The organism is Streptomyces sp. NPDC050842 (assembly GCF_044456565.1).
In the GTDB taxonomy this organism is placed as follows: Bacteria; Actinomycetota; Actinomycetes; order Streptomycetales; family Streptomycetaceae; genus Streptomyces.
The window spans coordinates 21,224-40,012 of record NZ_JBITGA010000002.1 but is presented as its reverse complement, the minus strand read 5'-3'; the positions used below and the strand labels follow the sequence as shown (position 1 = coordinate 40,012).

18 protein-coding genes and 1 pseudogene are annotated in these 18,789 nt (G+C 72.2%); 13 read left to right on the top strand and 6 right to left on the bottom strand.

The features are described 5' to 3' along the window. The first annotated feature begins 104 nt into the window (after positions 1 to 104). The 9 genes from hsaA (ACIBG6_RS05450) to ACIBG6_RS05410 all read left to right on the top strand — a co-directional run bounded on the left by hsaA (ACIBG6_RS05450) (position 105) and on the right by ACIBG6_RS05410 (position 9,143). Positions 105 to 1,274, top strand: coding sequence for a 3-hydroxy-9,10-secoandrosta-1,3,5(10)-triene-9,17-dione monooxygenase oxygenase subunit (gene hsaA / locus ACIBG6_RS05450; RefSeq protein WP_399221234.1), 1,170 nt, complete (start codon positions 105 to 107; stop codon positions 1,272 to 1,274). Between the two features lie 148 nt (positions 1,275 to 1,422). After that, positions 1,423 to 2,589 carry a 3-hydroxy-9,10-secoandrosta-1,3,5(10)-triene-9,17-dione monooxygenase oxygenase subunit gene (gene hsaA / locus ACIBG6_RS05445; protein ID WP_399221233.1) on the top strand — a complete coding sequence of 389 codons (1,167 nt, stop codon included), beginning with the start codon at positions 1,423 to 1,425 and terminating at the stop codon, positions 2,587 to 2,589. 12 nt (positions 2,590 to 2,601) lie between these two features. Then, positions 2,602 to 3,477: a 4,5:9,10-diseco-3-hydroxy-5,9,17-trioxoandrosta-1(10),2-diene-4-oate hydrolase gene (gene hsaD, locus ACIBG6_RS05440; RefSeq protein WP_399221232.1), complete on the top strand. Its 876-nt coding sequence runs from the start codon at positions 2,602 to 2,604 to the stop codon at positions 3,475 to 3,477. A gap of 40 nt (positions 3,478 to 3,517) precedes the next feature. Further along, positions 3,518 to 4,411: a VOC family protein gene (locus tag ACIBG6_RS05435; protein WP_399221231.1), complete on the top strand. Its 894-nt coding sequence runs from the start codon at positions 3,518 to 3,520 to the stop codon at positions 4,409 to 4,411. After that, positions 4,399 to 4,881, top strand: a complete 483-nt coding sequence (locus ACIBG6_RS05430; protein WP_399221230.1) for a flavin reductase family protein — start codon at positions 4,399 to 4,401, stop codon at positions 4,879 to 4,881. The genes ACIBG6_RS05435 and ACIBG6_RS05430 overlap by 13 nt, the downstream gene beginning before the upstream one ends. Then, complete coding sequence (locus ACIBG6_RS05425) at positions 4,881 to 5,750, top strand: MaoC/PaaZ C-terminal domain-containing protein (protein WP_399221229.1); 870 nt, start codon at positions 4,881 to 4,883, stop codon at positions 5,748 to 5,750. Before ACIBG6_RS05430 ends, ACIBG6_RS05425 begins: the two co-directional genes overlap by 1 nt. Before the next feature lie 14 nt (positions 5,751 to 5,764). After that, the gene (locus ACIBG6_RS05420; protein ID WP_399221228.1) at positions 5,765 to 7,465 is read left to right on the top strand and encodes an FAD-dependent oxidoreductase; all 1,701 of its coding nucleotides are present in this window, start codon (positions 5,765 to 5,767) and stop codon (positions 7,463 to 7,465) included. Next, on the top strand, positions 7,465 to 8,229 hold the full coding sequence (locus tag ACIBG6_RS05415; RefSeq protein ID WP_399221227.1) for a glucose 1-dehydrogenase: 765 nt from the start codon (positions 7,465 to 7,467) through the stop codon (positions 8,227 to 8,229). Before ACIBG6_RS05420 ends, ACIBG6_RS05415 begins: the two co-directional genes overlap by 1 nt. Next, positions 8,226 to 9,143 (top strand): alpha/beta hydrolase, encoded by a 918-nt coding sequence (locus tag ACIBG6_RS05410; RefSeq protein WP_399221226.1) that lies wholly within the window; start codon positions 8,226 to 8,228, stop codon positions 9,141 to 9,143. The genes ACIBG6_RS05415 and ACIBG6_RS05410 overlap by 4 nt, the downstream gene beginning before the upstream one ends. A 79-nt stretch (positions 9,144 to 9,222) precedes the next feature. Here the strand turns inward: ACIBG6_RS05410 and ACIBG6_RS05405 are convergent, their stop codons facing one another. Beyond that, positions 9,223 to 10,839, bottom strand: a complete 1,617-nt coding sequence (locus ACIBG6_RS05405; RefSeq protein WP_399221225.1) for a flavin-containing monooxygenase — start codon at positions 10,837 to 10,839, stop codon at positions 9,223 to 9,225. Between the two features lie 179 nt (positions 10,840 to 11,018). Between ACIBG6_RS05405 and ACIBG6_RS05400 the strand changes: the two are divergent. Beyond that, a pseudogene (locus ACIBG6_RS05400) lies at positions 11,019 to 11,930 on the top strand (RNA-guided endonuclease InsQ/TnpB family protein). 51 nt (positions 11,931 to 11,981) lie between these two features. Here the strand turns inward: ACIBG6_RS05400 and ACIBG6_RS05395 are convergent. From ACIBG6_RS05395 to ACIBG6_RS05385, 3 genes are all read right to left on the bottom strand, one after another. Next, a complete protein-coding gene (locus tag ACIBG6_RS05395) occupies positions 11,982 to 13,520 on the bottom strand; it encodes a FadD3 family acyl-CoA ligase (protein ID WP_399221224.1) in 1,539 nt (512 codons plus the stop codon). Positions 13,521 to 13,755: 235 nt separating this feature from the next. After that, positions 13,756 to 14,349: an ankyrin repeat domain-containing protein gene (locus ACIBG6_RS05390; protein WP_399221223.1), complete on the bottom strand. Its 594-nt coding sequence runs from the start codon at positions 14,347 to 14,349 to the stop codon at positions 13,756 to 13,758. Between the two features lie 80 nt (positions 14,350 to 14,429). Then, positions 14,430 to 14,984, bottom strand: a complete 555-nt coding sequence (locus tag ACIBG6_RS05385; RefSeq protein ID WP_399221222.1) for a heme-binding protein — start codon at positions 14,982 to 14,984, stop codon at positions 14,430 to 14,432. A 298-nt stretch (positions 14,985 to 15,282) separates the two neighbouring features. Between ACIBG6_RS05385 and ACIBG6_RS05380 the strand changes: the two genes are divergently transcribed. From ACIBG6_RS05380 to ACIBG6_RS05370, 3 genes are all read left to right on the top strand, one after another. After that, positions 15,283 to 16,443: a sensor histidine kinase gene (locus ACIBG6_RS05380; protein ID WP_399221936.1), complete on the top strand. Its 1,161-nt coding sequence runs from the start codon at positions 15,283 to 15,285 to the stop codon at positions 16,441 to 16,443. An 80-nt stretch (positions 16,444 to 16,523) separates the two neighbouring features. Next, entirely contained in the window at positions 16,524 to 17,165 is a 642-nt protein-coding gene (locus ACIBG6_RS05375) for a TOPRIM nucleotidyl transferase/hydrolase domain-containing protein (protein ID WP_399221221.1), read from the top strand. Positions 17,166 to 17,197: 32 nt separating this feature from the next. Continuing rightward, positions 17,198 to 17,962, top strand: a complete 765-nt coding sequence (locus ACIBG6_RS05370; protein WP_399221220.1) for a VOC family protein — start codon at positions 17,198 to 17,200, stop codon at positions 17,960 to 17,962. Between the two features lie 31 nt (positions 17,963 to 17,993). Here the strand turns inward: ACIBG6_RS05370 and ACIBG6_RS05365 are convergent, their stop codons facing one another. Together ACIBG6_RS05365 and ACIBG6_RS05360 are read right to left on the bottom strand one after the other, a co-directional pair. Next, the gene (locus tag ACIBG6_RS05365) at positions 17,994 to 18,518 is read right to left on the bottom strand and encodes a hypothetical protein (protein WP_399221219.1); all 525 of its coding nucleotides are present in this window, start codon (positions 18,516 to 18,518) and stop codon (positions 17,994 to 17,996) included. Continuing rightward, positions 18,518 to 18,763: a helix-turn-helix transcriptional regulator gene (locus tag ACIBG6_RS05360; protein ID WP_055639523.1), complete on the bottom strand. Its 246-nt coding sequence runs from the start codon at positions 18,761 to 18,763 to the stop codon at positions 18,518 to 18,520. The genes ACIBG6_RS05365 and ACIBG6_RS05360 overlap by 1 nt, the downstream gene beginning before the upstream one ends. Between the last annotated feature and the right edge of the window lie 26 nt (positions 18,764 to 18,789).

Below are 18,789 nucleotides of genomic sequence, written 5' to 3'. Positions count from 1 at the left end.
TCTCGGAACAGTAACGCGTAGTTTTCCTCACGTCATTCGGCCACAGCACGACGAGCTCAGAAGACGATCTCGGAGGACGGGCCCACGATCCGGGAGGCACGCGCATGCGCGAAGACGACGTTCTCGCCGCGGTCCGCGCCCTCGCGCCCGCCCTGCGCGAGCGCGCGGCCGACACCGAGACGCTGCGCCGCGTGCCCGACTCCACCGTCGAGGAACTCGAACAGGCCGGCTTCTTCCGGCTCCTCCGACCCAGGGCGTACGGCGGACTCGCCGCCGCCCCGGACGTCTTCTACGCCGCGCTGCGGGAGATCGCCAAGGCGTGCGGCTCGACGGGCTGGGCCGCGGCCGTCCTCGGCGTCCACCCCTGGCACCTGGCCCTCTTCGAGCCGCAGGCCCAGGAGGACGTCTGGGGCACGGACGGAGCCACCCGCATCTGCTCCTCCCACGCCCCCACCGGGAACGTCACCACGGTCGACGGCGGCTTCCGCCTGTCCGGCCGCTGGCACCTCTCGGCAGGCTGCGACCACGCCCGGTGGGCCCTCCTGGGCGGTGTCGTCACCGACACCGAGGGACGGGCCGTCGACATGCGGACGTTCCTGGTGCCGTGCGCCGACTACCGCGTCGACGACGTCTGGGACCCGGTCGGCCTGCGCGGCAGCGGCAGCAACGACATCGTGGTCGAGGCCGCCTTCGTCCCCGGTCACCGGACCCTCGGCTTCGGCCCGGTGACCGCACTGCGCTGCCCGGGACACGCGGCGAACCCCGAGCCGCTGTACCGGCTGCCGTACGCCGCCGTCTTCACCACCGCGATCTCGACCGCCATGGTCGGCATCGCCGAGGGGGCGTACGAGGAGTACGTCGCCGCCGCCCGCGAACGCGTGCGCGCCTCCTCCGGACAGAGGGTCGCCGAGGACCCCTTCGCGCAGGTACGTGTCGCCCGCGCGGCCGGCGACATCGACGCGAGCCTGCTGCAGTTGACCCGTAACACGGCCGACCTGTACGCCGTCGCCCGTGACGGAAGGGAACCGTCGACGTCCCTGCGCGCACGCGCCCGCCGCGACCAGGCGCTCGCCAGCGAACGCGCGATCGCGGCCGTGGACCTGCTGATGGAGAACGCCGCCGGCAGCCCCATGCGCGGCGGCGCCGACGTCCTCCAGCGCGCCTGGCGTGACCTCCACACCGGCCGCGGCCAGGCGGCCAACGACGTGGAGCGGGCCCTGCTCCTCTTCGGCCAGGACGCCCTGGGCATCGCCGTCCACGACCCGATGCTCTGACCGCCTCCGCCGTATACGACACCCCTCCACCGCACCGCACCGCATCCGCTGCTCCTTCCCGCTCAGTGGGAGCAGCGCATTTCGCTGCGCGACACCGCGTCGTACGGTCCTGGCACTTCCCCCACCACGACCCGAAAGGGGATGCCCCATGGCCGACGACGTCCTGGCAGCGATCCGCGATCTCGCCCCCGGCCTGCGCGAGCGCGCCGCCGAGGCCGAGGCCCTGCGCCGCGTACCCGACGCGTCCATCAAGGAGATCGAGGACACCGGCTTCTTCCAGCTGCTCCAGCCCACGGCCTTCGGCGGCCGGGCGGCGGACCCGCTGGTCTTCTACACGGCGGTCAAGGAGATCGCCAAGGCGTGCGGCTCGACCGGCTGGGTCGCCTCCGTGGTCGGCGTCCACCCCTGGCACGTCGCCCTGTTCGACCCGCGCGCCCAGCAGGAGGTGTGGGGCGAGGACCCCAAGACCCGTATCGCCTCCTCGTACGCCCCCACCGGCAAGGCGACCGCGGTCGACGGCGGCTTCCGGCTGTCCGGCCGCTGGCACTTCTCCTCCGGCTGCGACCACGTCCAGTGGGCCCTGCTCGGCTGCCTCGTCCCCGACGCCGAGGGCAACCCGGTGGACATGCGCACCTTCCTGATCCCCCGCTCCGACTACCGCGTCGACGACGTGTGGGACACCGTCGGCCTGCGCGGCAGCGGCAGCAATGACGTCGTCGTCGAGGACGTCTTCGTCCCCGACCACCGCGCCCTGAGCTTCGGACCGGTCACCGCCCTGAAGGTGCCGGGCCACGCGCTCAACCAGGAACCGCTGTACCGGCTGCCGTACGCCGGCGTGTTCACCACCACCATCACCACCCCGATCGTCGGCATCGCCGAGGGCGCCTACGACTCCTACACCGAGGCCACCCGGCAGCGGTTCCGCGTCTCCTACGGCCAGAAGGTCGCCGAGGACCCCTTCGCACAGGTCCGCATCGCCCGCGCCGCCAGTGACATCGACGCGAGCTGGCTCCAGATCACCCGCAACATCGGCGAGATGTACGCGTACGCGCAGCGCGACGAGGAGATCCCGATGGAGCTCCGTGTCCGCACCCGCCGGGACCAGGTGCTCGCCACCGAACGCTGCGTCGCGGCGGTCGACCTCCTCATGGAGAACGCCGGCGGCAACGCCATGCGCACCGGACCCAGCCCCGTCCAGCGCGCCTGGCGCGACGCCCACACCGGCCGCGGCCACGCCGCCAACGATCCCGAGCGGGCCCTCGTCATGTACGGGCAGTGCGCGCTCGGCATCGACATCCACGACACCATGGCCTGAGAGGTGCCCCCGATGGCAGAGGCAGAACTCACCCACGCGTCGACGTCCCGCACCGCCAAGGCGGCGGGACTCACCCTCCACTACCACGAGGCCGGACCCGCGGGCCGGGACCGGGCACCCGTCGTGATCATGCTGCACGGCGGCGGCCCCGGCGCCTCCGGCTGGAGCAACTTCGGCCGCAACCTCCCGGTCTTCGCCGAGCACTTCCGTACGCTCCTCGTCGACCAGCCCTGCTACGGCCGCTCGGACAAGCCGGAGCTCGACAAGGACTACTTCAGCTACAGCGCGGACGCCGTTGCCGCCCTGATGGACGAACTGGGCATCGAACAGGCGCACTTCGTCGGCAACTCGCTCGGCGGCGGCACGGCCGTCCGCATGGCCCTGAACCACCCGGAGAAGGTCGCCAAGCTCCTCCTCATGGGCCCCGGCGGCGTCTCCGTCAACCTCTTCGCCCCGGACCCGACCGAGGGCATCAAGCGGCTCTTCGAGTTCAGCGCCGCACCGGAGCCGACCAAGGAGCAACTCCGCGCGTTCCTCGGCGTCATGGCGTACGACCCGTCGATCGTCACCGACGAACTCGTCGAGGAGCGCTGGGCCTCGGCGAACGACCCCGACACCCGGCTCGGCAACGCCCGGATGGGAGCCTCGTTCGCCAACCCCGCCTGGGCCGAGGACGTCATGCTCTGGCGCGAGGCCCACCGGATCGACCGGCCGGTGCTCCTCACCTGGGGACGCGAGGACCGCGTCAACCCCCTCGACGGCGCACTCGTCGCCCTCAAGGCCATCCCCGACGCCCGCCTGCACGTCTTCCCGCACTGCGGCCACTGGGCCCAGGTCGAGCAGGCCGACGAGTTCAACCGCCTCGCCCTCGACTTCTTCTCCCACTGACACCGCGAACTGACACCACGAACGGAAAAGGTGCATCACCATGGACATCCGTGCTCTCGGATACCTGCGGCTGGAGACCACCGACCTCGACGCGTGGCGCCGCTACGCGCTGGACGTGCTCGGCATGGTGCAGGCGACCGGCACCACCGACGACACCCTCCTCCTGCGCGTCGACGACCGCGCCTACCGCATCGCCATCCAGGCGGGCGAGAGCGACCGGCTGCTCGCGGCCGGCTGGGAGGTGGCCAACGCCACCGCGCTCGCCACGGCCGCCGCCGAACTGGAGGAGGCGGGCGTCGCCGTCAAGGCCGCCGACCCATCCGAACTCGCCGAGCGCCGCGTCCAGGGCCTGATCCACGTCACGGACCCCTGCGGCAACCCGCTGGAGATCTACTGGGGCCAGGCCCAGGACCACTCCGCGCTCGGCACCCCGTACGGCAACCGCTTCGTCACCGGCGACCTCGGCCTCGGACACGTCGTCCTCCCGGTCCCCGACATCGAGGCCGCACTCGACTTCTACGAGAACCTGCTCGGGTTCCAGCTCCGCGACTCCATGAAGCTCCCGCCGCAGGCCGTCCCGACCGCAGCGGAGCAGCGGGACTTCCACTGGATGCACTTCCTGAGCCCCAACAGCCGCCACCACAGCCTGGGCCTCTACCCCGGCGCCCTGCCGCCCGGCATCGTGCACTTCATGGTCGAGCTGGAGACCCTCGACGACGTGGGCCGCGGCCTGGACCGCACCCAGGCGGCGGGCATCCCCATCGCCTCCAGCCTCGGCCGCCACACCAACGACCGGATGGTGTCGTTCTACGCCCAGGCGCCCGGCGGCTTCCAGGTCGAGTACGGCTGGGACGGCCTGGTCGTCGACCCCGCCACCTGGGTCGCCAAGGAGATCACCGCCGACAGCTTCTGGGGCCACCAGTGGAACGGCTGATCGACCCCGCCGACTTCCGCGACGTCCTCGGCCGCTTCGCCAGCGGCATCACCGTCGTGGCCGCGCTCGACGGCGGCGAACCCGTCGGCTTCGCCTGCCAGTCCTTCGCCTCCCTTTCCCTGGACCCCCCGCTGGTCATGCTCGCCGTCGGCACGTCCTCAAGCAGCTGGCCGAGGATCGAGCGGGCGGGCCGGTTCTGCGTCAACATCCTCGCCGAGGAGCAGCGGGACACCTGCGCCGCGCTCGGCCGCAGCGGAGCCGACAAGTTCGCGGACGTGCCCTGGAGCGCTGGCGAGCACGGGACCGTACGGATCGACGGAGCCCTCGCCTTCGTCGAGTGCGTACTGCACTCCGTCCACGAGGCCGGTGACCACTCCCTGGTCACCGCCCAGGTGGTCGCGCTCGACGCCCGCGAGGACGGCCGGCCGCTGCTGTTCTTCCGCAGCCGCTACGCCGTCGGAGCGTTCTGATGCCGATCGACGTCGACAAGGCGACATCCGCCCCGCCCGTACGCACCGAAGTGGTGTGGGACGAGCGAGACGTGCGGCTGTACCACCTGGCGCTCGGCGCGGGCGCCCCCGAGACCGACCCGCGCGAGCTGCGCTACGTGTTCGAGGGACACGAGCGGGGGCTCCAGGTCCTGCCCACGTTCGGGGTGGTCGCGGGCGGCACGGGAGGCGTCGGATTCCAGGTCTTCGACCTGCCCGGCGTCGACATCGACCTGGCCGCCGTCCTGCACGGCGGCCAGGAGATCACCGCACACCGCCCGCTGCCCGCCGCCGCCCGGGGAACCGCCGTCACCCGGGTGACGGACGTGTACGACAAGGGCAGGGCCGCCGTCATCGTCCAGGAGTCCACGCTCCTCGGCGAGGACGGCGCGCCCCTCCTCACCCAGCGCAACCAGATCTTCGTCCACGGGGAGGGCGGCTTCGGCGGCGACCGCGGTCCCTCCGACCGCCTCCCCGCGCCGGACCGGGCCCCCGACCTCCTCCTGGAGATCCCGACGCTCCGCCAGCAGGCCCTGCTCTACCGGCTCACCGGCGACTGGAACCCGCTGCACGCCGACCCCGCCACCGCCCGCCGCGCGGGCTACGACCGTCCCGTCCTGCACGGCCTCTGCACCTTCGGGATGGCGGTCAAGGCCGTCACCGACCGTCTCCTCGACGCCGACACGAGCGCCGTCGCCGTCTGCCGCACCCGCTTCGCCGGCGTGTTCCACCCGGGGGAGACCCTGCGGCTGCGCGTCTGGGACACGGCCGACGGCTACCGGCTGACGGCCGGCGCCGCGGAACGCGACGACGCGCCGGTCCTCACCGACGCCCTGATCACCCCCCGCTGACCAGGGAGAACCCGATGACGAGGGAGAACCCGATGAACGACACCTGGGACCACACGTACGACGTGGTGGTGGTCGGCTCCGGCTCCGCCGGCATGGCCGCGGCCCTCACCGCCCGGCTCCGCGGGCTGACCGTCCTGGTGGTGGAGAAGACCGACGTGTACGGCGGCTCCACCGCCCTGTCCGGCGGCGCCATATGGGTACCGAACAACTTCCACCTGGACGCGGCCGGGCTGGGCGACACCCCCGAGAAGGCCCGCGCCTACCTCGACGCCACCGTCGGCGACCGCGTACCGGCCGAGCGCAAGGACGCCTATCTCGCGCACGGGCCCCGGATGGTGCGGGAGTTCCACGACCGCACCGCCGTGAGGTTCGTCTACACCCCCGGCTACTCCGACTACTACCCCGAGCGGCTCGGCGGCTACCCGCAGGGCCGCTCCATCGAACCCCGCATCTTCGACTTCAAGAAGCTGGACCCGGACCAGCGCGCCACCATGCGCCGCGCCGGACTGCCCACCTACGGCCTCACCATCACCTCCAAGGACTTCCGCCGGCTCAACATGGTCGGCCGCACCTGGGCCGGCCGCCGGACCGCCGCCCGGGTCGGCGGCCGGGCGGTCAAGGCCCTGCTCTCCGGACAGCGACTGCTCTCCCTCGGCGAAGCGCTGATCGCCCGCATGCGGCACTCACTGGACATCCTCGGCGGCGATCTGTGGCTGTCCGCGCCGCTGACCGGCCTGGTGGAGGAGGACGGCCGGATCACCGGGATCCGCGTCCTCCGCGACGGCCGCGACCTCACGATCCGGGCGACCGGCGGTGTCGTCCTCGCCTCCGGCGGCTTCTCGCACGACCAGAAGCTGCGCGAGAAGCACCTGCCGGCGCCCACCTCCGGCGAGTGGAGCGCCGCCGCCGACGGACAGACCGGCGACGCCCTGGAACTGGCCACGGCCCTCGGCGCCGCGACCGACCTCATGGACAAGGTGTGGGGCGCGCCGTCGGTCGTCGTGCCCGAGGGCAAGCCGTTCTTCCTCGTCGCCGACCGCGGCGTCCCCGGCATGGTCATCGTCGACGGGGCGGGCGACCGGTACGCCAACGAAGCCGCGCCGTACCACGAGTTCGTGGACGCGATGTACGCCAACGACAAGCCCGGGGCGACCACCGTCCCCTCCTGGCTGATCCTCGACGCCACGGCCAAGTCCCGCTACCTCTTCATGGGCCTGCTCCCCGGCCGGCCCTTCCCCAAGCCGTGGCTGGAGAGCGGATTCGTCAAGAAGGCCGCCACCCTGGAGGAACTGGCCGTACGGATCGGCGTCGCCCCGGAGCGGCTGCGCGCCACGGTCGACCGCTTCAACGGCTTCGCGCGCGCCGGGCGCGACGACGACTTCCACCGCGGCGACAGCGTCTACGACCGCTACTACGGCGACCCGACACTCCCCAACCCCAACCTGGCGCCACTGGAGAGGGGACCCTTCCACGCGATCCCCGTGCACCCGGGTGACATCGGCACCAAGGGCGGCCTCGTCACCGACGCGACGGCCCGCGTCCTTCGCGAGGACGGCACGCCGATCGACGGCCTGTACGCCTCCGGCAACGTCTCGGCGGCGGTCATGGGCGAGACGTACCCGGGGCCCGGCGCGACCATCGGCCCCGCCATGACCTTCAGCTGGCTCGCCGTCAACGACATCGCCCGCACCCGCGCCGACCAAGGGAGCCGCTGATGCCCGCCGACCTCACCGGAAAGGTCGCCCTCGTCACCGGCGCGGCCCGCGGCATGGGCGAGGCCGAGGCCCGTCTCCTCGTCGCCCTCGGGGCCCGGGTCGTCCTCACCGACGTCCGCGAGGCCGAGGGCGAGGCGACGGCAGCGTCACTCGGCCCCGCCGCCCGCTTCGTACGGCACGACGTGACCGACGAGCAGTCCTGGACCGCCGCGGTGGCCACCGCAGTCGACACCTTCGGCCGACTCGACGTCCTCGTCAACAACGCCGCGATCTACTCCACCTCGCCCATCGTCGACGAGGACCCGGCCCGCCTGGAAGCACTCCTCCGGGTCAACCTCATCGGCCCGTTCCTCGGCATCCGCGCCGCGGCCGGGGCGATGCGGGCGAGCGGCGGCGGGTCCATCGTGAACATGTCCTCCCAGGCGGGCCTCCAGGGCATCTGGGGGCACGGCGCCTACGGAGCCGCGAAATGGGGGCTGCGCGGCCTGACCAAGACCGCCGCCCTCGAACTCGGCCCGGACGGCATCCGCGTCAACTCCGTCCACCCCGGGGCCATCGCCACCGCGATGACCGCTCACCTCGGCACCACGGTGCACCCGGCCGCGCCGCTCGGCCGTGTGGGGGAGCCCGACGAGGTCGCCCGCCTCGTCGCCTTCCTCGCCTCCGACGACGCCTCGTACCTCTCCGGCGCCGAACTGGCTGTGGACGGCGGGGCGTCGGCCGGCCGGATGCCGGCGCTGCCCCCGAGGGGAGAGGACGCGTGACCCGGCCCGCGCTCGAGGTCCAGGCGGTCATCGACCTGGCCAGCGCCCACTTCCCGCCGCTGGGAACGGAGATGACGGACATCGCCGAGGTACGGGCCTTCTTCGCCGCCCGGCCCAGGCCCCCGGTCACCCCGCTGCCCGTCGCCCGCGTCACGGACGAGGACGCCGACGGCGTACCCGTACGCGTCTACGACCCGGGCGTCCACGAGAACGCCCCCGTGATCCTGTACTGCCACGGGGGCGGCTTCGTCCTCTGCGACCTCGAAAGCCACGACGGATTCTGCCGCGTCCTGGCCCTGGCCACGGGCGCGACCGTCGTCTCGGTGGACTACCGCCGCGCCCCCGAGCACCCCTTCCCCGCCGCCCCCGAGGACGCCTACACGGCGCTGCTGTGGGCGGCGGAGGCGTTCCCCGACCGCCGTATCGCCGTCGCGGGGGACAGCGCGGGCGCCAACCTCGCCACCGTCCTCACCCTGCTCGCCCGCGACCGGGGCGGCCCCCGCATCGTCTGCCAGGCGCTCTACTACCCGATGCTCGACCCCACCCGCTCCCGGCCGTCGTACGGCGAGAACGGCCAGGGCTACTTCCTCACCTCGGACCATCTGCGCTGGTACTGGGACGGATATCTGCCGGACCCCGTGGACCGGACCGACCCCCGCGCCGCCCCACTGGCCGGCGCCGACCTGTCCGGGCTCCCGCCCGCGCACGTCGTCACCGCCGGCTTCGACCCGCTGCGGGACGAGGGCCTGGCGTACGCGGCGGCCCTCACCGCCGCCGGCGTCCCCGTCGAGGCCCACCACTACGCGGGGATGTTCCACGGCTTCCTCACCATGGCCGCCGACGGCCTGCCCGACCAGGCCGAGGCCCGCGCGACCGCGTTCGGCTTCCTGCGCGCCGCACTCGACCCGCACTGACCACCGCACGACGGACGCGCACGCGAACGCCCCCGCCCCCCACCGGATCCGATGGGGGGCGGGGGCGTTCGCGTGCATGTCAGACGGTGGTGATCAGGTCGAACCCCTTGTACCCCGAGTCCGCCACGTCCGCGATGATGTCCCCGTACACCCCGAACCCCCCGATGAACGGCATGAACACCCGTGGCTTCCCCGGGATGTTGGCCCCCAGGTACCAGGAGTTCGCCGCCGGGAAGAGCGTGGCGGCCGCCCGGTCGCGGCACTGCGCGACCCACTCCTCCACGGCCTCCGCGCTCGCCTCGATGCCCCGGTAGCCGTACGCGTCGAGGTGGCGCAGACAGTCGCTGAGCCAGTCGCCGTGCTGCTCGGCGCACAGGACCACGTTGGCCATGACGGACGGGCTGCCGGCACTGGTGAGGTTGAAGAGGTTCGGGAAGCCGTCGATCCCGAGGCCCAGGTAGGTGCGGGGGCCCTCGCTCCAGACGTCCTTCAGCCGCCGCCCGCCGCGCCCCCGGATGTCGATCCGGTCGATCGCGCCGGTCATCGCGTCGAAGCCGGTCGCGAACACGATCGCGTCCAGCTCCACCCGCGCGCCGTCGGCCAGGACGACCCCGCTGCCGTCGACCCGCTCGATGGCGTTCTCGCGCAGGCTCACCAGGCGCACGTCGTCACGGTTGAACGTTTCGTAATAATGCGAGTCGGTGACGATCCGCTTGGTGCCGATCGGGTGGTCGGTCGGGACGAGGAGATCGGCGCAGCGCTCGTCGTCGACGAGTGCGCGGACCTTCTCCTCCCAGAACGCGCGCGCCGCCGCGTTGGCCGCCCGGTCGGTCAACTGGTCCGGGAACGTCTTGGAGTACAGGACGCCGCCCAGCTCCCAGCGCTTCTCGAACGCCGCCCGCCGCTCGTCCTCGGACACCTCGAACGTCCGGGACGGGTGCGCCGCATGCGGCGAGCCGCCACCGCTGAGCCGGGAAAGACGCCGCCGCTCGGCGTATTCCGCCTTCTGCCGTACGCGCGTCTCCTCGTCCAGCGGCGCGTTGCCGGCCGGGATGCTGTAGTTGGCGCTGCGCTGGAAGACGGTCAGATGGGCCGCCTGCTCGGCGATCAGCGGGATGGCCTGGATGCCGGAGGAGCCCGTGCCGATGACGCCGACGCGCAGGCCGGTGAAGTCCGCGCCCTCGTGCGGCCAGGCGCCGGTGTGGTATGTGGCGCCGCCGAACTCCGCGACACCCGGGATGTCCGGCAGGTGCGTGCTGGACAGACAGCCGACGGCGTACACGCAGAACCGGGCCGAGATCACCTCGCCGCCGTCCGTGCGCACCGTCCAGCGCAGCGTCCTCTCGTCCAGCTCGGCCGAGGTCACCGAGGTGGCGAAGGTGTAGCTGCGGCGCAGGTCGAAGCGGTCGGCGACATGGCGCAGATAGCGCATGATCTCCGGCTGGGTGGCGTACTTCTCGCTCCAGTCCCACTCCTGCTGGAGGTCCTCGTCGAAGGAGTACGAGTAGTCCACGGACTCGACGTCGCAGCGGGCGCCCGGGTACCGGTTCCAGTACCAGACGCCGCCCACGTCGTCCCCGCGCTCGAAACCGCGCACGCGGTAGCCGAGGCCGCGCAGCTTGTGGACGGCGTACAGGCCGGTGACGCCTGCTCCGACGACGACGACGTCGACGGAGTCGGTGATGCTGTCGTTCACTGGATTCCTCCGAGGATGCCCCGGCCTTCAGGTTGGGGAGGAATCGGACTCTTGCGGAGCAGGGCAGAGGTAGCCGGATCGCCGCCAGGGCGATCCGGCGTCCACCCGCCGAGGTGGTGAGTGAGCCCACCAAGATCGATTGTTCTCAACTGTCAGTCCTCTCAGATAGGTTGCTGTTCATGACGGCCTCGGCGCAGGAAGCGGCAGGTGACGGGCACGCTCGCCATACCTACCGGCTGCGCGTGTCGTCCACGGCCCGCGCAGCTCTTGAAGCGGAGTGGGCGCGGTGCAGATGGCTGTGGAACGAGTGCTGCGCCCGTTCGAAGAAGGCGCACAGCGAGGACGAGAAGTGTGGCCCGGCACGGCTGGACAAGATGCTGACCGAGGGCCGCACTTCGATGGGCTGGCTCCGTGAGGGCAGTGCGTCGCCACCTCTACCGAGACCCTGCCGGAAACCGGCTCCGTGATCGGTATCGACTGGGGAGTCAAAGAAACCGCGACCACCACATCCGATGCCCACGACCTTCCCCACCTGCAGCACGGGAAGAGCGCAGCGCAGCGCCTGGCGAAGTACCAGCGGATGATGGCCCGCCGGAAGCCCGCTAAGGGCCAGCCCGGATCGAAGGGCTACCGCGAAGCCAAGGCGCAGACGGCGAAGCTGCACAAGAAGGTGGCCCGGCAGCGCCAGGACACCGCCCGCAAGTGGGCGACGAAGGTTGTTCGCGACCACGACGCTTTGGCGGTCGAGGACTTCAAGCCGAAGTTCCTGTCGAAATCGACCATGGCCCGCAAAGCGGCTGACGCAGCGATCGGCGCCACCAAGACGGCTCTGATCGAGATCGCTCGCAAGCACGGGCGCACCGTGCACCTGGTCAACCCCGCGCACACCACCATGGACCGTGCTCACTGCGGAGCGAGAGCCAAGCACCGCCTACCCCTTTCCGAGAGAACGTGTGTGTGCATCGCGTGCGGAGTGGTCTCGCCCAGAGACAAGAACTCCGCCCGCGTGATGCTCGTCCGGGCTGGTCTCGTACCCGGCTAGTGCTGATCGTGTAAGACCTGCACCCCCGCCGGGGGTACAGGCGACGTGAGCTAGGAATCCCCCTGTTTCAGCAGGGGGAGGAGTCAAGTTCGTCTTCTCCTCAGCTGGTGGTGGTTCGCCGGCGCAGGGCGGCCTTGTCGACCTTTCCAGCGGCGTTGTGGGGGAGCGCCGGCACGGAGTGGAAAGCCCGCGGGGTCTTGAAGTTGGCCAGGCGCTCGCGCGTGTAGGCGGTCAGGTCCGCCGCGTCGATCCGGGCCCCCGCGGCCGGTACGCAGTAGGCGACGCCGACCTCCCCGAGCCGCTCGTCCGGCGCGCCCACGATCGCCGCGTCCAGGACCGCCGGATGGCCGCGCAGCACGTGCTCCACCTCGGCCGGGTACACGTTGAACCCGCCGACCACGAACATGTCCTTGAGGCGGTCGGTGATCCGCAGGAACCCGTGCTCGTCGAGGACGCCGACGTCCCCGGTGTGCAGCCAGCCGTCGTCGTCGACGACCTCGGCGGTGGCCTCGGGGTCGTCGAGGTAGCCGTGCATGACGTGGTGGCCGCGGGTGAGGATCTCGCCGGGCTCCCCGGGCGGCGCGTCGATGCGCAGCTCCGTGCCCTCCAGGGCCGTTCCGGAGGTGCCGGCCAGGGTCTCGGGGGACTCGTGCGGCCGGCAGATCGCGACCACGCCCGTCGACTCGGTCAGTCCGTACGCGGTGCTGACGCTCCGCGCGCCGATGTCCGTCCTGATCTGTTCGATGAGCGCGGTCGGGATGTTCGCCGCACCCGTGACGGCCATCCGCATCGACGACAGGTCGTACGCGGCGCGTCGCGGGTGGTGGACGAGCGAGGTGAAGACGGTGGGCGCGCCGGTCAGGACGGAGATCCGCTCGTCCCGCATGCGGCCGAGGACGGTCTCCGCGTCGAAGACCTGCTCGGGGACGATCGTGGCCCCGTGCAGCAGACAGGCGAGGACGCCCGCCTTGTAGCCGAAGGTGTGGAAGAACGGGTTCACGAGGAGATAGCGGTCGCCGCGCCGGAGGGTGACCGCGCGGGCCCACGCGTCGTACACGCGCAGGTTCTGCGCGTGGGTGGTCGGGACGCCCTTGGGCCGGCCGGTGGTCCCGGACGTGAAGAGGATGTCGGCGGTGTCCTCGGGGCGGACGGCGGCGCTCCGGGCCAGCCGCTCCTCCGCGGTGACGCGCTCCGCGCCCGACAGGAACCGGGCCCACTCACCGGAGTGCAGGGCGACGGTCCGTTCGAGCAGCGGGAGTTCCTCACCCGACGCCGTGAGCATGGCCCGGTAGTCCGTACCGAGGAAGTCGTGCTCGGTGAAGAGGAGCCGGGCGCGGGAGCGGCGCAGGATGTCGGCGGCCTCGGCCGCCTTGTAGCGGGTGTTCACCGGGACGAGCACTCCACCCGCGGCCACCGCGCCCAGCGCGGCCACCACCCAGCGGGCGCTGTTGGGCGCCCACACGGCGACCGAGGCGCCGGGCCACACCCCCTGGGCGATCACCGCGCGTGCCACCCGGTCGACCCGGTCCCGCAGTTCCGCGAACGTCCAGCGGTCCTCGCCGAAGACGAGGGCCTCCTCGTCCCCGTACCTCTCAGCGGCCCGGTCCGCGAGCCGGGCGACCGTCTGCGCGCCTGTCATGATCCGTCACGTCCTCCCTGCCGCCCGGCCCCTCGTGGGGGTCGCGGGCCCGGAACCACAGCGGTCCGGAGCCTGGCAGGGAGAGGCGGCCCGGCGCAGGAGCCAGTTCCCGCTCACCGGGAAGGTGCCGAAGGATCTTCTGTACGGCGCCGCCGAGGCCGCGCACGCCGAGGCCCGTGCCCGCCGAGGCCGCGCACGCCGAGGCCGCGCGCGGCGAGCGAAGGGTCGGCGGATGTCAGGCGTCGGCGAGCAGGGCCGCGAGCGCGTCGAAGCCGCGGCGCCGTGCGTGCCGCAGGGGCGTGACGCCGTCCGCGTCCGCGAGTTCCGGGTCGGCGCCGGCGGCGAGGAGGAGGGCGACGACCTCCTGGTGCGGGCGGCCGCCGTCGCCGAGGATCACGGCTTCGAGGAGGGCCGTCCACCCGAGGTCGTTGACGTGGTCGACGTCGATCTCGGTCTCCCGCAGCACCGCCCGTACGTAGGCGACGTGGCCGCGCTCGCTCGCGGGGATCAGCGAGACGCCGCCGAACCGGTTGCGCAGCGCCAGGTCCGGGCCCGCGGGCAACAGCACCCGCATCATCGGGACGCTCCCGGTCACGCCGGTGACGAGCCACGCGCTGTCGTGTCGGCGGTCCTGCGCGTTCGGGTCGGCCCCGGCGGCGACCAGCACGCGGGCCGCCTCGACGTGGCTTCCGAGCGCGGCGAGGAGCAGCGGGGAGCGCAGCTCCTCGTCGCGGGCCTCCACTCGTGCCCCGGCGTCCAGGGCGGCGCGGATCTCACCGGCGTCGCCCCGGCGGGCGGCCGTCAGCAGGCGGCGGTTGCGGTCGTCCATCTCGTTCCTCCATGCCGGTACGAAAAAGGCCGGCGGCACCCGGACGGGGGACCGGATGCCGCCGGAGTCCGAGAGGGGTGCTACTTGCCGAGGCTGGCGACGCCGGCCTGGGCGAACTTCTCGTCGAGGTCGCCGGAGGGGGCGCCCGCGACGCCGATGCCGGCGATGGGGGCGCCCTTGGCGGTGACGGGGGCGCCGCCGCCGAGGAAGAGGGTGCCGGGGATGTCCTTGAGTGTGGGCGCGTTCGTCAGGCGCTTGGCGAGTTCGGAGGTGGGGGCGTTCCAGGAGACGGCGGTGTAGGCCTTCTTCACGGCGGACTCGTAGGACTGGGGGCCGGCGCCGTCGCCGCGGAGGGTGACGAGGGTGTTGCCGTTGCGGTCGACGACGGCGACGGAGACGCGCTGGTTCTCCTTCTCGGCGGCGTCCAGCGTGGCCTGCGCGGCCTTCGTCGCGGCCTCGATCGTCAGGTGCGTCGACTCCGTCGTGTTCTTGTTCTTCGCGTCGGCCGTGACCGCGGCGGGAGCCGCGGCCGGGGTGGCGGCGTTGGCGGAGACCGCGCCGAAGGTACCGGCGGCCAGCGTGGTGGCGGCGAGAGTACCGGTCAGGACACGGGTGCGCAGGGACAGCTTCTTCACGGTCGTCAGCTCCTTGGGATGCGCCCCTGAGGGGCCTCGGGAAGCGTTCTGCGTTCCCGCTCTGCACTCCATCCTGGTGCCGCCCCGGCCCGTGGACGGTCGGCCTACGGGCTGCCTCCGGCGCCCCCTGCGGAGGACCCCGGGGTCAACCGATCGGTTGATACGGAATGGATCATTCCGGATAGCCTGGTCATGGGAGAAGCGGGCGGCGGCGAGGAGCGAGGCAGTGCGGACGAACGAACGGTCACCCCTCGGCGAGGAGGCGGCCGACCCCGACGCGGGCTGGCTCGCGACCGTGATGCACGTGGCGTTCTTCGTCCTCCTCTGCTCGTCACTGACCCGCTACCTGATCGTCCATCCCGGCGCGCCCAGCACCCCCTGGGTGATCGCCCTCGCCGTCGTCCTCGCCCTGCTCTACATCCTGGGCCCGATCCTGGGCCCTCAGCGGTCCGCCGCGTCCGGCGCGCTGACCGCGTCCGCCGTGCTCTGGCTGACCGCCGTTGTCGGCACCTGGCTCACCCTGGTCGTCCTGGCGCCGAGCTTCGGCTGGTGCGCGGTGCCGCTCTACTACACCGGCCTGCGCTTTCTGCGGACGCGGCCGGCGATCATCCTCGTCGCGTTGCTGACCGCCGCCGTCGTGGCCGCGCAGGCCAACCTGCGGATGCGCTTCGGGTTCGACCCCAACCTGCTGTTCGCGCCACCGGCCGGGGCCGCCGTCGCCACGGCGGTGTTCATCTACTCCCAGCGGCAGGCCGACCGGCTGCGGACCGTCATCACCGACCTGGTCCGCACCCGCCGGGAACTCGCCGCGACCGAGCGCCGCGAGGGCACCCTCGCCGAGCGCCAGCGACTCTCCATGGAGATCCACGACACCGTCGCGCAGGGCCTCTCCAGCCAACAGATGCTCCTCCAGGCCGCCGACCGGCTCTGGGACAGCGACCCCGTGGCCGCCCGGCGCCACGTCCGTACCGCCGCCTCCATCGCCGAACACAACCTCGCCGAGGCCCGCCGCTTCGTCCACGACCTCGCCCCCGCCGACCTCGCCGACGGCGGCGGCCTCCAGGACGCGCTGCGCACCCTCGCCGACCGGGAGACCTCCGACACCCTCCAGGTCCGCTTCCACCAGGACGGCACCCCCACCACGCCCCTCCCCGAACGCGTACAGTCCGCGCTGCTGCGCATCGCCCAGGGCGCCCTCGCCAACATCCGCGAACACGCCGACGCGACCGCCGCCGCCCTCACCCTGACGTACCTCGACGACCACGTCGTCCTGGACGTCGCCGACGACGGCCGCGGCTTCACCCCCACCGAGGGGCGCACCGACAGTCCGGGCGGCGTACGCGGTCACGGGCTGCCCGCCATGCACGCGCGCGTGCGGCAGCTCGGCGGCACCCTGGCCGTCGAATCGACCCCCGGCGAAGGCACCGTGCTCTCCGCCGCCGTCCCCCTCCCGTCCTGACCGCCGCAGTGCCACCTCTTGATCGTCACGACCTGCGAAATTCCCGTGCCTTACCGTCGGGGGAGGTACAGACTCGCTCCATGCAAGAGATGGACGCGTTCCGAGAAGCGGTCGGCGACTGGGCGAGCGGCGGCCCCGGCGAGCCGGCGAGCGAGCTGGCCGTGCGGCTGGGGGTACGGACGGCGGTGCTGCTGGAAGGGCTGAGCGACCTCGCCGCCGTCGAGGCGCTGGCCGCGCGGCGTGGCCGTGACCTGGCCGCGGAGGGCGTGTGCGTGGTGTCGATGGGCGGGGCGATGAACATCGGCCGCTACGCCGCCCTGCTCGGCCCGCCCGGCCTCGGCCTGCGCCTGGTGGGGCTGTGCGACGAGCGCGAGCAGCCCTTCTACGACCGGGGCCTGACGCGGGCGGGCGCGCCGACGCGGGACGTCTTCGTGTGCGCGGCGGACCTGGAGGACGAACTCATCCGAGCCCTGGGCACGGAGAGGGTCGAGGAGATCGTCCGGACCGAGGGCGACCTCCGCCCCTGGCAGACCTTCCTGCACCAGCCCGCGCAGCACGGCCGCCCTCGGCATCTGCAACTGCGGCGCTTCCTCGGCACGAAGAAGGGCCGCAAGATCCGCTACGGCACCCTCCTCGTCGAGGCCCTGGGCCCCGGGCAGGTGCCGGCACCCCTCGACGACCTCCTCGCGAGCGTGCGACAGCGAGCCGGGAAAACGGGTTGATCGGCCGGCGCCCCTCGGGCAGTGTCCGTGAGATGACGTCCCACCTCCACGCGCTCGGCTTCGACGCGAACGACCCGTCCCTTCTCGCCCGCTTCTGGGCCGGAGTCCTGGGCTGGGAGATGAACGACGCATCCGGCGACGCCCCCGAAGGCGACCCCGACGGCGGCATCGTGCTCCTCCCGAGCGACGACACCGGGTTCCGGCTCCGGTTCCTCCCCACCCAACAGAAGAAGACGGTCCAGAACCCGCTGCACTTCGACCTGACGAGCACGTCCCTCGACGACCAGCGGGAGGTCGTGGCGAGGGCGCTCGCGCTCGGCGCTCGGCACATCGACGTCGGCCAGACCCCGGACGACGGGCACGTGGTGCTCGCCGACCCCGAAGGCAACGAGTTCTGCGTGATCGAGCCGGGCAACAACTTCCTGGCCGACTGCGGATTCATCGGGGCGCTCGCGTGCGACGGTTCGCAGGCCGTCGGGTACTTCTGGAGCGAGGCGCTGGGCTGGCCCCTGGTCTGGGACCAGGACGAGGAGACCGCGATCCGCTCACCGCACGGCGGACCGAAGGTCACCTGGGGCGGTCCGCCGCTGAACCCGAGGGACGGGCGGACCCGACTCCGCTTCGAGCTCGCTCCGCCGGCCCGGACGGACCGGCAGGCCGAGATCGACCGCCTCGTCTCCCTCGGAGCGACGCTCGTCGACACGGACACGGACATGGACGTATGCAAGGACGGGACCGGCCGGGTGACGATGGCCGATCCCGACGGCAACGAATTCTCTGTGCTGACGCCCCGCTGAGAGCGTGTCCTCAGCGGGGCCTCAGGCCTCGTCAGGACGCGTCGACGAACTCGTCGTCCACGTCCCCGAGATCGTCCTGGACCCGCAGTCCCGCCACCCACAGCGGCATCATCCAGTGCGCGGCGAGCACACCGACGAGGACCGGGGTCACGGCCGCCTGGAGCGGCGCGTCCGTCACGACGCTGTAGGTGCCCGCGCCGAACGCCGCGACCACGAGCAGCCACAGGGTGATCCGGTGGGCCAGGGCCCGCACCCGGTCGCGCTCCACGAGCTGCCGCTCGTCCAGCATCCGACCACGCAGTTCGAGCAGGCCGCGCGTGGCGCCGTTCAGCATGCCCGTGAGCAGCACCCACGGCAGCAGCACGATGGCGACCGCGGCGGCCGAGCCGAACCCGGAACCGAAGACCGCGCCGATATAGGAGCCCACCCCGACGGTGGTGAGGGCGAAGTGGGTCCCCACCAGCAGCCGTCGGCGCCCCGCCGTGGCGTACACCGCCGCTGCCCGGCGGTCGTTCATCACGGCGTACATCCGCCGGTCGTAGCGCGTCGTGGTCATCACTGCTTCCTCCCGTAGACCTCGTCGGTGAGCGGCTGGAACGGCTCCAGGGAGAACAGCGCCTCCACGGGCAGTCCGAAGAACCGGGCCACCTTCAGGGCCAGGTCCAGGCTGGGGTTGTACTGACCGCGCTCGATGTAGCCGATGGTCTGGTAGTGGACGCCCACTGCCTCGGCCAGTGCCTGTCGAGACACCTTCCGCTCGGCCCGTACAACTGCCAGCCTGTTGTGTACCTGCTCGCTCATGTATAAGAAGTACTACATCTGGGAGT

Excerpts from the sequence above, each read along its gene's own strand:
- ACIBG6_RS05435 (WP_399221231.1), top strand. The coding sequence starts at position 3,518 with ATGGACATCCGTGCTCTCGGATACCTGCGGCTGGAGACCACCGACCTC.
- ACIBG6_RS05425 (WP_399221229.1), top strand. The coding sequence starts at position 4,881 with ATGCCGATCGACGTCGACAAGGCGACATCCGCCCCGCCCGTACGCACC.
- ACIBG6_RS05415 (WP_399221227.1), top strand. The coding sequence starts at position 7,465 with ATGCCCGCCGACCTCACCGGAAAGGTCGCCCTCGTCACCGGCGCGGCC.
- ACIBG6_RS05375 (WP_399221221.1), top strand. The coding sequence starts at position 16,524 with ATGCAAGAGATGGACGCGTTCCGAGAAGCGGTCGGCGACTGGGCGAGC.
- ACIBG6_RS05365 (WP_399221219.1), bottom strand. The coding sequence starts at position 18,518 with ATGACCACGACGCGCTACGACCGGCGGATGTACGCCGTGATGAACGAC.
- ACIBG6_RS05370 (WP_399221220.1), top strand. The coding sequence starts at position 17,198 with ATGACGTCCCACCTCCACGCGCTCGGCTTCGACGCGAACGACCCGTCC.
- ACIBG6_RS05420 (WP_399221228.1), top strand. The coding sequence starts at position 5,765 with ATGACGAGGGAGAACCCGATGAACGACACCTGGGACCACACGTACGAC.
- hsaD (WP_399221232.1), top strand. The coding sequence starts at position 2,602 with ATGGCAGAGGCAGAACTCACCCACGCGTCGACGTCCCGCACCGCCAAG.
- hsaA (WP_399221234.1), top strand. The coding sequence starts at position 105 with ATGCGCGAAGACGACGTTCTCGCCGCGGTCCGCGCCCTCGCGCCCGCC.
- ACIBG6_RS05390 (WP_399221223.1), bottom strand. The coding sequence starts at position 14,349 with ATGGACGACCGCAACCGCCGCCTGCTGACGGCCGCCCGCCGGGGCGAC.
- ACIBG6_RS05395 (WP_399221224.1), bottom strand. The coding sequence starts at position 13,520 with ATGACAGGCGCGCAGACGGTCGCCCGGCTCGCGGACCGGGCCGCTGAG.
- ACIBG6_RS05360 (WP_055639523.1), bottom strand. The coding sequence starts at position 18,763 with ATGAGCGAGCAGGTACACAACAGGCTGGCAGTTGTACGGGCCGAGCGG.
- ACIBG6_RS05380 (WP_399221936.1), top strand. The coding sequence starts at position 15,283 with ATGCACGTGGCGTTCTTCGTCCTCCTCTGCTCGTCACTGACCCGCTAC.
- hsaA (WP_399221233.1), top strand. The coding sequence starts at position 1,423 with ATGGCCGACGACGTCCTGGCAGCGATCCGCGATCTCGCCCCCGGCCTG.